Origin of the sequence: Campylobacter sp. RM16190, from assembly GCF_012978835.1 — a bacterium.
Taxonomy (GTDB): Bacteria; Campylobacterota; Campylobacteria; order Campylobacterales; family Campylobacteraceae; genus Campylobacter_A.
The window spans coordinates 1-15,266 of record NZ_LIWS01000014.1 but is presented as its reverse complement, the minus strand read 5'-3'; the positions used below and the strand labels follow the sequence as shown (position 1 = coordinate 15,266).

Genomic DNA, 15,266 nt, shown 5'->3' with positions numbered 1-15,266 from the left:
TTTTTTATATTTAAAAATAGCTTTCATTGTATTTTATTCCATATATTTTTAGGCTCTATTAAAATACTTCATTGATATTTTTTGGCAAAAAATACTAATCTTAATCGTTATATCCGTAAAACACTAAAGATATACTACAAATTTAGAAGCTATTTACATCGATTTCTAATTTCGGACATTATCGTCTTTTGCACAATGTTTAGTTGTATTTTTTGGAATTAAAATATTACAATCAACACTATATTTTAACAGAACTTTTTAAAATTAAGACATAAAATATTATAGCTTAATAATATATTTTAGTTTATATATATTAATAGTAATAAAAAATCTTATTTTTTAAATTTCTATATTTTAATATAGTAAATGGCCAAAATACTTTACAAACCGACAAAAAACTACTATAATCGTCTGTCGAAATTTTTATTTTTAAAAGGAGTATAATGTCAATAACAAGTAGTAATGTAAGTTCGTTATATATTACAATGTTCAACAGAGCACCTGAAGGAGCAGGTCATAAATTCTGGCTTGATACTGCAAATGCAAACAAGCTGGATATAACTCAGCTTTCTCAAATGATGCTTGACAGTAAGCCGGCTAAAGAGTATTTCGCTGGCAAAGAGGCTAATGCCGATTTCGTAAATCACATCTATAAAAATTTGTTTAATAAAACAAGTGCGGAAGATGCGGAGGGTGTTAAGTTTTGGGTTGATAAATTAAATACAGGCAATTCAAAAGCGTTTATAGTAACTGAAATGCTTAAAGCGGCAGCCAACAATACTTACACAAAACCCGAGGATATAAAAGCTCAAAATTTATTTAAAAACAAAGTAAAAGCAGCTGAAGCCGTATCAAAAGTAATTGCAGATGTTCCTGAATCAGGCACAATTCTTGAAAAAATTTCCGGATTTAATGCGATATTAAAAAACATCAAAGATACAAGCACTCCAACTCAAATAGCTCAAGTTATTAAACAAGAAGCGCTTAAAGGAAAATTAAAAATATCTGATGATAAAACAATTGCAGATTCTTTAAAAGCGATATTCCCATCATCGGATAGTGCGGCAATAGAGAAAGCCTTAAACTCGACTACAGTAGATACCAATATATATCCTTCCGTACCAACACCTCCTACACCAACACCTCCTGGCGGTAGCGGCGGTAATTCAGGCGGCGGAAGCGGTGGAAGTTCAGGCGGTAGTCCAAGCCCAAAACCTACTCCTGATGAGATCAAACAGCAAGAGCTTGATAAAAAAGCTAAAGAGGCGGAAGAAAATTTAAAAACGAAAGATGAAGCGCTAAAGCTAGCTAAACTAGAAAAAGATATAACGGCTATAGTAAAAACTGTGATAACAAAACCTGCAAACGGTAATAATAAAGAAAAAATGCTAGAAGATATTAATCAGCAGATAGCCGGTGCAGTCGAGTCTGAAAAAGTTAAATTAGAAGCTGCCAAAAAAGAGATAGAAAAGCTTCCAGATACCATAACTCTTCTCGAAAGAGACATGGCAATAAATAAGGCTAACGTAGCAGAAAAGAAAGCAAATTTAGCTGAAGAGGAGAAAAAGGTCGCAAAAGACGAAAAGGATATAGCAAATTTCTTAGCTAAGGAAAAAGCTCTTGATGCCGCTATAAAAAATGCCAAAGAGGCTCTTGATAGAGCTGATTTTGATAAGGCTGTAGAAAATGTTATAAAAGACAGTAAAGGCGATGTTGGAGAAAAAACAATTGAAGAAGTAATAGAAGAAGCGAAGAATCATCTAGCTATGGATACTCCTGAAAAAAAAGCATCTGTAGAAGCTAAGATCAAAGCTTTGGCAGCTTTACAAAACTTGCAACCAACAGATAAAACAACACAACAGTTTATAGATAAAGCAGCGGAAAATTTGGATAAAGCAAATAAGGTATATGCACAAACATCCGAAGCAAAAAATAAAGCGGAACAAGCAAAAAATGATGCAAAGCATGCAAAACAAGAAGCGGAAAGAAAAATACAGGATGATAAGATTGCCATAATAAAAGCAAATGTGGATTTAAAAGCCGCTGAGCTTGAAGCTGCTGACCAAATCCTTGCTCATGATCAGACAAATCCTGATTTGAAAAAGGTAGCAGAAGATGCCAGAGCGGCTTTTGAAGAGGCAAAAAATAAAGAAGGGGTAGAAATAACTAAGCTATTGGCAGATAAGTTTAAAGCCGTTATCCTTGAAAAAGACGGAGATACAAATGTCTATAAGAGTGCCGACAGTAAGTATATAGTCGATATAACCGGAGGAACAGTAAATGACGGAAAAACACTTGTAGTTGGAGAAGATAATAAACTATATGAGATAGATAAAGAATCTGATGATTTAGAACCAAATGCAACATTAGATAATAAAGTTGTGCTTGTAAAAGAATCCGATACTAAAGCGACCACATTTAAAAATGGAGCGGAAGAGATAAACTTCATACTTAAAGATGGCAAATTACAAGCGGCTTTTAAAGATACAAAAGGATTTATTCCTTCGGGAAATACAGAGGCAAGCTACGCCAACTTATCAAAAGCTGCTATCGCAGACAATAGTTTTTCAATAAATGATACTGAGCAACAAGGACATAGCATAGTTTTAGCCGACTCTAAAGTAAAGAAAATAAAAATAGCTGCCGGAGAGTATGCATTAGCAGATGCTGAAAAAACGGAACTGGCAAGCATTGAAAGTATTACCGAAAAAGCAGTAGGTGATGTGAAATTTCCTCTAATTAACGGAAAAGTTGTAAATGGAACTATTGGTGCAAATACGATATTTGCAAACGATCAGAATAAGCTTGACGCAATAAAAATTGACACTAAGAAATACTATTTTAATAGTAATGATCAAGTAATAAAAGTAAAAGTAGGGGAAGCAGACTCTGATCCTGTATATACTCTAAAAAACCCTGCAGATTTTGCTACTATTAAAGCAATTCCTGATGCTAAGTTAAAAGAATTATCAAATTTTGCAGAAAACAATGAGGCTAAATTTATATTAGAAGCCGGAAAGCTTATGAAAATCCAAGTAAAAGATGGAGCTGAGCTAAATGTGAAAATTCCTGAGGATTTCGATCCTGCGCAAATAAATACGGTTGAAATTGATAAAGTTATTATCTCCGGTAAGGAATTTACTTTAACAGCTGCTGCGCAATATCAATTTGCAAAAGCATACAAACAAGTTGAAGGCAAAAACCTGCTAAAAGGTGCGGAATATGTTAATGCTACTGTTGAAGAGAGCGGTAATAAATACGTAACAACAGAAGCAGGAGCGGATAAGTATACTCTTAAGGTTACTAAAGCTGATAAAAAAGTATATGTAGAGCAACTTGAATCAGGTATAACCAAGACCAAAAACTTTAAAGAAGATGGAAATGCTATAAAAGATGTTGTATTTAAAGGAACTGAAGCTAATGATCAGGATAAGATAACAATTAATAGTACGGGTGATGAGGCGCAAACAATTAATAAAGCAAATCTTGATAAGGCAACATTTGATAGTATAGAAGAATTAACTATAGATCTTGACACTTTGCTTACTTCTAAGGAATTTGGCATAATCAGTGAAAAAAATATAGGCATAATTCTTGGTCAAAATATTAAAGTTTCAGATATTGAATCACAGGACGCAAAGAGTATCAATTTAACTAACATAAAATCATATGATCATAAGCTTACTTTAGATTTGGCTCAAAACAGAGGCGTTGATACTATTACGCTTGGCAAAGTATTGGCTAAAGATAAGCTAGCTATAGTGGGCTTTGCTGCTGATGATAAAATAGATTTTAGAGCTTTAGGTGTAACTGCATCTACTGTTGAGAAAGCAATAGAGGCCGATGCCAATAAACAAGGTTTTGCAGGAAACAAAATTTATAGTATAAAAGGAAGTCCTAAAGCAGCAGATCAAATAAAATTTGATGATTTATTTGATGCTGATGGTAAACCTTTTAATAAGACAGGCTTAGATGCTTTAGCAGTTGAAACAAAAGCAATAATATCTATAATAGGAAGTGATAACAAAACAGGACTTTACCTTGTAGATGTTAAAGGTGGCGATGGTCTTAATGATGATGCCGATATTACATTAATAGGTATTTTGGAAGGCGAAATTGCTTTAGGCAATGCTAATATAGCTATAGCTTAATTCAAAGATCATAGACTCGGCATAAGCTGAGTCTATGATTTACACTCTTATTTATAAGTTCTATTATTTCTTGACAAAATACTAATATAAATCGTTATATTTGTAAAACGCCAAAGATATACTACAAATTTAGAAGCTATTGACATCGATTGTTGATTTCAGACATTATCGTCTTTTATACAATATTTAGTTACATTTTTTGAAATCTAAAATATCATAATCAATACTATATTTTAACATAGCCTATTTTTATAATATAACCGTATTACATCACATATTAAATTTTAAGCATAAATTTTTAAATAAAATACTATATCATAAACGTTCATAGACGTTGACAATTTAAAATTTTCATGCTACCATGCCTTAATATTGTCTACACTTATAGACGATTACATAAAAGGATAAAAATGTTAAATTTAATAGAGCAGTATCAAGATAGATTTCTTAAAAATTTTAATACGACATACAAGCGTTATTTATATAATGAAATTGATTTTAGCGAAAAGCTTATCGGTGTAGTAGGAGCCCGTGGTACAGGTAAGACCACAATGCTTTTTCAAAGGCTACTTGAATTAAAAGCTCAAAACAAAAAAGCTCTATACATAAGTCTTGACTATCCGTTTTTAGGCTCTACTAGCCTCAGTGAACTTGCCTTTGAGTTTGTAGACAGTGGCGGAGAATATCTTTTGTTGGATGAAGTACATAAATACGAAGATTTTGCTGCACACTTAAAAACCATATACGACATGAGTCCTTTGAGCGTAATTTTTACAGGCTCATCTGCCGTAAGCATACTAAATGCAAAGAGTGATTTATCGCGTAGAGTTAGTGTATTTAGTCTAGAAGGTCTTAGTTTTAGAGAGTTTTTAGAGCTTGAAAGCGGTATGACAATAGATAAATTTAGTTTAGAAACTATACTAAAAGATCATCAGACAATCGCGAATGATTTAAAAATAAAGCTAAGTCAATTTAAAAAATATCTTAAATTTGGTTATTATCCATTTTACTTTAATAAGCAAAGCTCATACTATGAAAGCTTATTAAATACTATTAATCTAAGCATAGATGTCGATCTAACATCTTTGGGTCTGGTTGAGCAAAAATATACTTATAAGCTTAAAAAACTGCTTGAAGTAGTCTGTCAAAGCGAGCCATTTGAAGTGAACTATACTAAAATCGCAGCTCTTGCTGAGATAAGCAGGGCTAAACTATATGATTATATTGCCTATTTAAACGATGCAAGACTGGTTAATATGATAGATGAGCAAAGCAGAGGACTTAGTAAGTTAGTAAAACCTGCAAAAATATATATGAATAACACAAATTTAATTTATGCTTACGGCAATGATTGTAAGGTAGGCACTATAAGAGAAACTTTTTTTGCTAATCAACTAAAAATAAAACATAAGCTAAATATCCCAAAACAAGGAGACTTTATCGTAGATGACAAATTTATATTTGAAGTCGGTGGGAAAAATAAAGGGTTTGATCAGATAAAGGATATTGAAAACTCATATATAGCTACCGATGAGATAGAGGTTGGAAGCGGCAATAAGATACCGCTTTGGCTTTTTGGATTATTGTATTAGGTGTTAAAATGGCGATTAATAAACGTGATTACGAAAAAGTTGAAACTTGCTTATTTATACATAAAGCAAAACCAAATGTATTTTTGCTGAGAAAAGTCATAAGTGGCAAATACTTTACGAAAGTACTTATTTTGGATTTACGTAGTGGATGGAGTAAACGAGAGTATAAGATTGAAGCCAAAAAAGAGCTTATAAAGTGGTTAGAAAATATAAATAAGCAAGCAAAAGGTCTAAAATTTAAAGACACCACCAGAGTAAATGATCTATTTGAGCTATGGAAAAGCAAAAAGGATAGCAGTAAAAAGTCAGTCGCTAGCGACATTGCATTTTATGAGACTTATTTACAGGATAGCATTGGTAAAGAAATTGTTATAGATGTTATCGCTGCACAGATAGATGAAATCATATATAATTTAATGCATGTCGGAAAATTTAATCAAGTAGTAGGAAAAATACAAATATTGTCAAAACGCACGGCATATGACAACACAAGACGAATTTTGGGAGAAATGTTTGATATAGCACTGAGAAATCAGCTAATAGTAGTAAATCCTTGTAGCTTACTTACAAAAGTAACTTCACAAACAAAAAAGATTATAGTAAAAGATGCAGTTGACAAATTCTATAAGCTAAAAATGGCGATTATGGAACTATATAAAGATGATCCTTTTTGGAGAGGATTTTTCTTGCTGTGTCTATATGGCAGGCGTAAAGGTGAAGTGACTAGCTTAAAATGGGAAAATATTGATTTGCAAAATGATGTATATTATTTGCTAGATACTAAAAATGGAAATGATTATAAAAAGCCGCTTCCGCAACTCGTAAAAGATGCTATTCTGCAAATACCAGCCGATAAACACGGTCTTGTATTTGGAAACCCAAAAACTGGCGAACCCATCCAGAATACAGATAGGCAAAAAGCTAAACTTGATAAATTTGTAGGTTTTGATGACTTTAAATTGCATGGGACAAGACATATAAGCAGTTCTGCGCTTGAGGAATTAGGAGCAAACAGCGATATAATTAAAGATCATTTAACGCACAAAAGAGACGGCGTGACATACAAACACTACGTCACATACGATACTTATAATAATAGTTGCAAGGCACTTGAGATGTTAGAAAATATTGTAGTATAAAGATGAGTTATGAATAAATTAGACGGAAATGCTGTAGTTTTTGAGACTAATCCACATAGAGTAATAGATATTATCCAAAAATCTGCTTTTTATAATTGTTTTGAAGTATTTCATAAGGATGTCAATTTGCTTTTGTGGCCTTCCTATTATGTTGATAGAGTTATAGACTACTCTCGAGATAGACTTGTTCCATTTTTTGAAAATTACATGTTTGTTAATATTAATGATGAGCATATGGATTTATTAAAAACGATAGAATATATTAAAATTTTAATATATTATAGTAGTAAAGATAAAGCTACAAAGATTAATAATTTAAAAAATTTGACTTGCAAAAAAGGTTTCGGACAAGAAAAAATAAACGACTTGTTTGTCTCTTTTAAACAGAAAGATGGGTTATTGCATTTCCTTGGATATTTAGTCTTTTTATATGTTACTACAAAAATCAATAGCATTCTTTATTTTAAAAACAAAAAATATAAAAAAACATTAGATAGCATGTGGCTTTTAATAGACCAAGGTTTGAGTCTAGGAATAGAAGTAAATTTTATTGCATGTGTACAAATTAATTATAAAAGTTATATTAATGAAATAAATAGCTGTTTAGATTATTTATCGCGGACAAATAATCTAAAAATATCTGAGCGTATTAATAGAAATGATTTTGTTATAGCGCTTGATGAAGGAATAGACTTTTTGATACATGAACAAGAGCTAAAAAAATTACCTTCTCCTATATGGAACTACAATAAATAATATTCTATTTTTTATAGAATTTCCTCAAAAAAACTAAAATTTTTAATAAAAAAATGTGTTTTTAAAAATTATGTTTACGTTATTATTCTCAAAAATAATATTAGGATTATTTAAAATGAATAGTGCAGAATTAAGTGAAAAACGTTGGCTTACGACTTTTGAGGTAAAAGAAATTTATGGAATAGCTATAAACACTCAAGCAAAATATCGAATGAAAGGCATAATACCATATGTAAAAATCAACCGTATAATAAGATATGACAGGATGCTGCTTGATGCATGGCTTGAAGCTCATACGGTACCAACTATAACAGAGATTAAAAATGCTAGTTGTTAACGGTTTTAATATTAATTTATGCGGCAGATGTGACTTTCTTACAAAAGAAAAAGCATGTGAAAGGTATCGTCATAATATCCGTGAAAGTAATCAACTAAAAAACATAAGATATTTAAGACATGAACCTAAATTTAATCGATATTGGGTTCGCACGGAGCCTTATGGGGTTATGTCTTTATTGAGTAAAAATAGCAAAGAGTTTAACCATCAAATTTATAGCAATGAAAAACACATAAATGAAGTAGTTGATGATTATTTTGAAAACATTAAAACCGACTATGAAAAGCAAACTTATACTACTAAAAACGGAAATGTTAAGAAAAAATCTTGGCGAAAGGATATGACACCATTTAGTGAGATAGTAGTCAGCTTTGGAAGTGAAAGAAGAAAAGATGCAAAAGAGGGGTTAAGCCAAGCTGAAATTAATGTAATAAACAATCATGATTTTACCCAAGAAATTACTAGATTTATTAACATGTACTCAGCAAAATATAAAGTTGATTGTTTGCTTGTAGCTGAACACAATTATGAAAAGACTAAGCATTTCCAAATTATTTTTACAAACTATGACATGGAGAAACATGCAAATTTGCGTTTTAGTGGCAAAAAAGAAATGTCAAAATTTGGTTCTAGTTTGCAGGATTTATTAGCTCAGGCTTTTTCCGGTATTGCTATACGCGGTGTAAATGGCACCAAGAGTAAGCACAAAACTTTACAAGAAATGCACCAGACCGAGCGAGAGTACAAGCAAGAAAAAGAGTTTGAAAATTCATTAAAAAATAAAATAAAAAGTTTGATCGGTAAGTTTTTTACCAAAGAAAAACCATTTTTTGGAGAGGAATTTTATAGATTTGAAAAAAAGAATGTCATACCTCTTATGGATACAATTTTTAAAGCAGCAAAGGAAGAATTTGCAGATAAAATTTATCTTTATTCAGATACAAAGCTACATGCAAAAGTCGAGCAATTAACGAAAGAATTGTTAGATCTAGATAAAATAAAAACTCAAAATTTAGCTATTGTGAGTGAAAATGATGAGCTAAAAATAGAAAATAAATCTTTAAAGCAGAATTTGTCAAATATTCATAATACTGCCAAAGAACAATCTGTAACAATATCAAATTTGACTCAAGAAATAACTATGAAAGCTACACAAATTAAGCAGTTGACAGAGCAAAACAATCAGCAAAAAGAAATTATGGATGCAACTAAAGATGTTGTTTTGCTTGTAAAAGAAAATCAAATATTAAAAATAGAAAACAGTGACCTAGACAAAAAATTGCAAGAGCAAATACATAAATATAAGCAGAAAGATCAAGCAATAATCGCAAAACAAAATGAGATACAAAATCTAGAAAACATAATCTATGAAAATCAGTATACTATAAACAATCAAAGCGAAATAATTCATCATCAGCAAAATCAATTGGATGAGTTATTTGAAAACATACAAAATATCTCAGAGCAAAATTCAAAAATAAGGAATGAAAATAAGGAGCTAAAATCACAAATAAGCCTCCTTGATAGCTTTAAAAACAAAGCAATAGATTTATTTAAAATAATAGTAAAACAATTTAGCCCAACTTTAAAATTAATCTCTCAATATTTACCAGAGATTAAAGACGAGATTGAACCAAAAAGTAGTTCTTTGGTAACTATTGATATGTAAAATGAATAAAAATGTTACAAATCTATACATAATTGCATAAATTTTTAGAAAATTTAGTAAATCCCCTAAAATTTTACTAAGCCAAATTTGTATGTACAGATATAAACTCCAAAAAGGCTTAAATTGAATACAGAAAAACTTCACTTGCTTTGTCCGCATTGTAGATATCGTTATTTAGATTATGAGATTGATGAAAAACCGGCAATTTTACACTTAAAGAAAGAGCTTGGCAATGATTTTAGTAGAGTATTTAAGCAATATTTAGACATTGGCTTAAGAAGTGGGCACAATCTATTTTTGTGGGACGATTTAGCTACTATGATGGCTAAAAATGGCGATTTGGCAGGATCCAGAAAAATGCTTGAAATCATGCAAAGTTATTGTAAAACCGGGTATGACTATGCGTTTTTGGCTATTAGGATTAATGAAATTTTAGCAGATAAAGAGTGGTGTAAAAGACTTTATGAGTTTGGTAAGAAAGCAACAAAAACTCACAACTGTCATTACAATATGCTAAATTTCATTGAAATTGGAGTGTTAGACGAGCGACAAAGTATAAATTTGGCTAGAGAGGCATTAACGTATAGTGAGTATGATCCACATTTTTACTACGAAATGGGACTTGAGGTTTATAGACTTGATGGTATTGTGGATTTTTTAGGGCTTTATTCTATTGCAAAAAGTTATATCTTAAAAGCTTTAAAACTCAGCAAATATTGTCCAGTTTATTTTTTAGAAAACATCAAGGATGTCATTGAGCGAGAAACTGCTCTTTATTTTGCGCATATCTGGCTTGATAAAACTAAAGCCTTTAAAGATATTTTAGAGCTTGCCAAATTTAGCCAAAAGGGCGAAAATTTAAGAGCCCTAGCAACCAAAAAGCTAATGCAAATAGCTAACTACCCAAGTGAATTTAGCGAGACGGCGCAATTCATATATGAGTGCTTTGGAAAGGAAGTTACGCGTGAGTTTTTGCTTGACGGGCTTAGAAAATTTAAAGATAGTGAGATTATTTTAGACGCATTATGTGAATATTGCAGTGAATTTGAAATGGTAAGAGAAAATTTAGAGCAAAAGAAAGGATTCAATGAACTCACGGCTAAAATTTTAATCAAGTATTTTGGTGAGTGTGAATTAGTTAAAGGCAAATTACAAATTTGGATAAATGAAGCTAAAAATCTTGAAGATTTAAGTCATAGGATAAATGTCGCTATGGGTTTAATGGGCTATAGTGAGTGGATGAAGGAACCTTATAGAATGTTTGAAAAGAAGTGTAAAGATGCTTTGGATTTTATTGAGTTAGCTGATTATTTAGTAGAGGAGTTTTTTGATTGTGAAACAGCCGATGAGCTTTATTTGAAGGCTGTTAAGCTTGTGAAAAGGTCTGATGACTGTGATTTTATACTTAGACAAATTTATAAAAACGTAACAGATGAGCAAATTTTAAGACTTGCTTGTGAAAAAGCTTTAGGTTTTAACTGTTCATTGATTAGGGCAGCTGAATATTTTAGATATTTGGGTGATATTGATAAGGCAAAAGAGTGTATAAAGAAAGAGCTTAAAAAGTGTCAAAATTATGATAATAGGCTCTATGTTGCAAGGCTTGTGCATGATATTTTAAAAGATGATGAGATGGCACTTGAAATTGCTTTAAAGTTTGACGAATAAATTAAATAGGCGTTTGACAAAACCTCAAAAATTCAATTAAAATTTTATATAAAGGAATAAGAATGAAAACTGTAATTTTAGATCTTTTAGATGAAGCAAATGAGCTAAAAAACAAAGTAAAAAGCCTGCTAAATGAACAAAATCTAGATCAAAGTCAAAAATTTGCTCTAAAGCATATAAATAGCGATCTATCAAAAATTGTCAGTGTATTGAATGTTAAAAACATAGCTTTTAACTCCAAGATAAAAGGCGGTGGCGAATACACACTCGAGGAGATAGGCGCTGCTCTTGGAGGAGTGAGTCGTGAGCGTGTAAGGCAGATAGAATCAGCTGCCATTAAAAAACTCAAACATCCGAAAATAATGAAAAATTTTTATAATTATACAAGGCTGTAGAGATTTGATAATTGATTTTAAGGATTTAATATGTCAAATTGTGAAAAACTACACAAGCTTCACAAGATCTCTAGACTTTATTATGCAGACTATTCTTTAGGTAAAGATATACCATTTCGTGTGCTCGAAGGAATGGTCGGTAAGTGGATTACTGTTGATGAATTTGATCTGATTTTGCAGCTTTGCACAGCTTCATTTTCGCGTAGGTGGCACATTATCTTTGTTTGGGATGACGTGGGAACAAGGCTAATTGAAAAAGGGCAAAAAGATTTAGCTAAAAAAATATTTTGTTTTATGGAAAGTTTGTGTCAAAGCGGAGCTGACTTTGCATTTTTAGCTATTAGGGTGCATAAATTTTGGAAAGATATTGCCTGGTGTAAAAAACTTTTTGATCTAGCAAAGTCAAATATAAAAGATGAAAACTGTTACTACAATATGCTAAATTTTGCCAAAATAGGATTGATTATTGGCGATGAAGTAGAAAAGCTTTTTATAGATGCACTTCAATATAATGCAGGATATGGTTACTTTTATTACAAAATGGCAATAAAGGCATACACATTAAGAAAACACCATATTGCTAGGTCGCTTTATCAAAAAGCTTTAAGCCATGAAGATTTACTTTTTAGTAGGAAAGTTCTTAAAAAAGGGCTGAAGCTAGGACTTGTTTCACATGCTTGGCTAGCTCTAAATTTACCAAAAAAGATAGAAAAACAAGATAGTTTTTATATGCTTGAAGGACTTTTTGGGCTTTTTAAAGAACTACCCCAAATCAAACAAATCACGATACAAAAAGGAATGAAAATTGCCAAAAATTCTGGTGATTTTTTAAAGCTTTCTGATTTTTGTGAGAATAAAATTGAGCTTTTAGAACGTGCTTTTGAGCTCTATATGAACAAAAGTGGCTTTAGCTCAAGCTACGAAATATCAAAAATTATAAAAAAGATGGCTAAACTTGACAAGAATAGGGCTTATGAAATGCTAAATTTATCTTTCAAACTAGACTTTGATGGAGTTTTTGGTGGTGCCGAAGATTTGCTTGAAATTTTGATCTGTGATTTTGATGAGCTGGATTTGGCGGAGAAAATTGCAAAGAAAATATCTAAAAATAAAAATGTGTATTTTTTATTAGCCCTAGCTCATATCTTTGGAAAAAAGCTTTGGATAAAGCGGATGGTTTTAAACAAGGCTTTAAAAGCGGAATATGACGAGTTGTTAGATGCGACTGAAATTTTAGCTAATAATTTTTTGGATTTTAATGCAGCAAAGTCACTTTGTCAAATGATAGTTGAGCTTTTAAAAGAGCATAAAAATCACAAAGAACTAGATTGCACTCTTAATTTAATCTATAAGATTGCCCCGGAGTTTTTAGAGCAGGCCTGCATAAATGTCTTTGAAAATTTGGATAAAGATAGTTTTATTAGATATGGTGTATTGGCTGAGAATTTCTTAAGGTGCAAACAAGAAAATATGAGCTTGGAGTGTCTTAAACTCAAACGTGATAAGTGTATTAGTTTTGAGAATATCTTACATACAGCTCAAGATGCTTTATGGTATTTGGACAATAGAAAACTTGCTATTGAGCTTTTGCTTAATGGGCGAGATTTACCTGATATTGGAAATGAAAGCGATATTTTTAATGACAGGTATTTTTGGTAGAGGGATAAGAATGAGTGAAATAAAGGGTGTAGAGATAAAATTTTTATAGCTAATGAAGATTTTGAATGGGAGAAAGTGGATAAAATAATAAAATTTGCCGAAAAAATGGCTGGTAAGGGTGAATTTGATTACAAAATTTTCAATGAGCTTTATGAAGATTATATGTATGGCCAAGATGAGTTTGGCTTTAATATAAAAGCTGTTTAGAAAATAATAATGAGGCTAAATTATAAGTTTTAGTAATTAAATTTTGTACATATCAACTAGTTGAAGTTTAGGAATTTATTATATAATTAATAAAAAATGAATTTTAAAAGGATGTCCATGGAGCTAGAAATAGCTATTGTGAACTATATGAAGAAAAAAGATAATAGACTAGATGAATTTTTTTATAAGATAGTAGAAAATTTTGCCAATGAAGAACTTAATACATATAAGCTATGGAGGCAGTTTCATTTTGTGTTCAACGAGCGTTGTGCAATGTCTGCATTAATACCGGCAATTCATAAAGTAACAGGTAATATTTGGCTTGAAGAACCATTTAAAAATTTAAAAGAAAATAATAGAAGAGTGGATATACTAACAGAGTATAATAAGCGGAATTTTTTTATAGAAGTAAAGCACTTTTTCCATAGAAATGCAAATGTATCTTTATATGGATATGCCAAAAAAAGACTGAATAAGACGATGATTCAAATTTCGGATATTACAAAAGATAGCTTGAAGGATCTTTATCAAAACTTAGGATATAGTTATAAAATCGCATTTATTATAGCTCCAACATTTTTGTCTAACAAGTCAAAGAATGGATTTAACCAAGAAATCTTAAATAAAAGCGCTGAAGAATATGCTCAAGGTTTGTATGATGCTTGTTGCAATGGAGAATGTGAAACAAATAAGCCAAGTTATGTCATAACTTGGAAACTCAATGATCCTATAAATTATCAAAATAGAATAGGAGAAATTATAGAAATTTATCCTTTTGTTAATTTTATAATAAAAGTAGAAAAAATATCTTAGATTAAACTAAGCCCTAAATTTTAGGGCTTAACCTTTCCGCATATATCAAACACAAAACTCTCTCCTAAAATTTCAACCTCATATCCCACAATCTTCCCAAAAATAGGCAATCTTGGCTTGGTTTTGGTATGTTTTGCTAAAAAATTGCCAATTATTCTTAGTTTTTCATTTTTGGTTTTAAAACAAAGCTCATCAATTAGCGTATAAAGGCTAATATATTGAAGGTCTGTAAGCATCTTTAGCTCTAATATCGGCTCATTTTTAGCTTTAAAATCTGTTAAAATTTTAACTGTGAGATTGTTTGCCTCTTTTTCTTCTCTAAGCTTGCTAGATGCATCTAAATCACTCAAAATATCAAGCCCAAAAAACTTTCCAATCTCTAAAATCAAGGTCTTTGAACTATGACACCAGTCAAAGTGTCCATAACCAAAAAAGTTATCTAAGCTACTAGCACGCTCCAAGTTAAACAAAGCTCTACTAAAATTTACTTCTCTCACATAGCCTAGTTGCTTACTAAGTTCCTTTTTATCAGTATTTTGGATACATTTTTTAAGTTCATCAAAGACCATTTTTTATCCCCTTGATTAAATATACAAAATCCCAAAAATGAGCATAGACCCTACTGTGGTTAAGTCCATAATACAAGGTATAGTTCTCATATACTAGCTTATCTGCATTTATAGATTTTTGAGAGCAAATTTTATATATTTTTGAAAATTTAAAGCCCATTTTTTTATTCAAGTTTTCTATTCGCTGCTTGATTTTGGCAAAGTCATTTGGTGTATTTGCCTCCCTTAATGCTGTTAAAAGGGCTTTTTTATAAAAGCTTTTTGATCCAAATTTAAACCAACAGCATCTGTCTATTATCTTTAAGGCGTAT

Annotated in this window: 13 protein-coding genes; 11 read left to right on the top strand and 2 right to left on the bottom strand. The window is 31.0% G+C overall.

What is annotated here, in order from left to right:
- The first annotated feature begins 443 nt into the window (after positions 1-443).
- The 11 genes from CDOM16190_RS10105 (at position 444) to CDOM16190_RS10060 (ending at position 14,386) form a co-directional block, all read left to right on the top strand.
- Positions 444-4,151, top strand: a complete 3,708-nt coding sequence (locus CDOM16190_RS10105) for a DUF4214 domain-containing protein (protein ID WP_170020663.1) — start codon at positions 444-446, stop codon at positions 4,149-4,151.
- Between the two features lie 410 nt (positions 4,152-4,561).
- Positions 4,562-5,743, top strand: a complete 1,182-nt coding sequence (locus tag CDOM16190_RS10100; RefSeq protein ID WP_170020661.1) for an ATP-binding protein — start codon at positions 4,562-4,564, stop codon at positions 5,741-5,743.
- Between the two features lie 8 nt (positions 5,744-5,751).
- Positions 5,752-6,882: a tyrosine-type recombinase/integrase gene (locus CDOM16190_RS10095; RefSeq protein ID WP_170020659.1), complete on the top strand. Its 1,131-nt coding sequence runs from the start codon at positions 5,752-5,754 to the stop codon at positions 6,880-6,882.
- A gap of 9 nt (positions 6,883-6,891) precedes the next feature.
- Complete coding sequence (locus CDOM16190_RS10090; RefSeq protein WP_170020658.1) at positions 6,892-7,638, top strand: hypothetical protein; 747 nt, start codon at positions 6,892-6,894, stop codon at positions 7,636-7,638.
- 115 nt (positions 7,639-7,753) lie between these two features.
- Positions 7,754-7,975: a helix-turn-helix domain-containing protein gene (locus CDOM16190_RS10085; RefSeq protein WP_169937480.1), complete on the top strand. Its 222-nt coding sequence runs from the start codon at positions 7,754-7,756 to the stop codon at positions 7,973-7,975.
- A complete protein-coding gene (locus CDOM16190_RS10080) occupies positions 7,962-9,644 on the top strand; it encodes a hypothetical protein (protein ID WP_170020656.1) in 1,683 nt (560 codons plus the stop codon). Before CDOM16190_RS10085 ends, CDOM16190_RS10080 begins: the two co-directional genes overlap by 14 nt.
- A gap of 123 nt (positions 9,645-9,767) precedes the next feature.
- A complete protein-coding gene (locus CDOM16190_RS10075; protein ID WP_170020654.1) occupies positions 9,768-11,312 on the top strand; it encodes a hypothetical protein in 1,545 nt (514 codons plus the stop codon).
- Positions 11,313-11,374: 62 nt separating this feature from the next.
- Positions 11,375-11,707 (top strand): sigma factor-like helix-turn-helix DNA-binding protein, encoded by a 333-nt coding sequence (locus CDOM16190_RS10070; protein ID WP_169937053.1) that lies wholly within the window; start codon positions 11,375-11,377, stop codon positions 11,705-11,707.
- Positions 11,708-11,737: 30 nt separating this feature from the next.
- Positions 11,738-13,366 (top strand): hypothetical protein, encoded by a 1,629-nt coding sequence (locus tag CDOM16190_RS10065; protein ID WP_170020652.1) that lies wholly within the window; start codon positions 11,738-11,740, stop codon positions 13,364-13,366.
- 75 nt (positions 13,367-13,441) lie between these two features.
- The gene (locus tag CDOM16190_RS10870) at positions 13,442-13,573 is read left to right on the top strand and encodes a hypothetical protein (RefSeq protein WP_283956950.1); all 132 of its coding nucleotides are present in this window, start codon (positions 13,442-13,444) and stop codon (positions 13,571-13,573) included.
- A 117-nt stretch (positions 13,574-13,690) separates the two neighbouring features.
- On the top strand, positions 13,691-14,386 hold the full coding sequence (locus tag CDOM16190_RS10060) for a hypothetical protein (protein ID WP_170020650.1): 696 nt from the start codon (positions 13,691-13,693) through the stop codon (positions 14,384-14,386).
- A gap of 20 nt (positions 14,387-14,406) precedes the next feature.
- Here the strand turns inward: CDOM16190_RS10060 and CDOM16190_RS10055 are convergent, their stop codons facing one another.
- Complete coding sequence (locus tag CDOM16190_RS10055; RefSeq protein ID WP_170020648.1) at positions 14,407-14,955, bottom strand: nucleotidyl cyclase domain-containing protein; 549 nt, start codon at positions 14,953-14,955, stop codon at positions 14,407-14,409.
- A partial coding sequence (locus tag CDOM16190_RS10595; RefSeq protein WP_211437447.1) for a hypothetical protein occupies positions 14,945-15,266 on the bottom strand: 322 nt, incomplete at its 5' end. The genes CDOM16190_RS10055 and CDOM16190_RS10595, both read right to left, overlap by 11 nt.

Coding starts and splice junctions, on each gene's coding strand:
- CDOM16190_RS10105 (WP_170020663.1), top strand. CDS start 444: ATGTCAATAACAAGTAGTAATGTAAGTTCGTTATATATTACAATGTTC.
- CDOM16190_RS10100 (WP_170020661.1), top strand. CDS start 4,562: ATGTTAAATTTAATAGAGCAGTATCAAGATAGATTTCTTAAAAATTTT.
- CDOM16190_RS10095 (WP_170020659.1), top strand. CDS start 5,752: ATGGCGATTAATAAACGTGATTACGAAAAAGTTGAAACTTGCTTATTT.
- CDOM16190_RS10090 (WP_170020658.1), top strand. CDS start 6,892: ATGAATAAATTAGACGGAAATGCTGTAGTTTTTGAGACTAATCCACAT.
- CDOM16190_RS10085 (WP_169937480.1), top strand. CDS start 7,754: ATGAATAGTGCAGAATTAAGTGAAAAACGTTGGCTTACGACTTTTGAG.
- CDOM16190_RS10080 (WP_170020656.1), top strand. CDS start 7,962: ATGCTAGTTGTTAACGGTTTTAATATTAATTTATGCGGCAGATGTGAC.
- CDOM16190_RS10070 (WP_169937053.1), top strand. CDS start 11,375: ATGAAAACTGTAATTTTAGATCTTTTAGATGAAGCAAATGAGCTAAAA.
- CDOM16190_RS10065 (WP_170020652.1), top strand. CDS start 11,738: ATGTCAAATTGTGAAAAACTACACAAGCTTCACAAGATCTCTAGACTT.
- CDOM16190_RS10060 (WP_170020650.1), top strand. CDS start 13,691: ATGGAGCTAGAAATAGCTATTGTGAACTATATGAAGAAAAAAGATAAT.
- CDOM16190_RS10055 (WP_170020648.1), bottom strand. CDS start 14,955: ATGGTCTTTGATGAACTTAAAAAATGTATCCAAAATACTGATAAAAAG.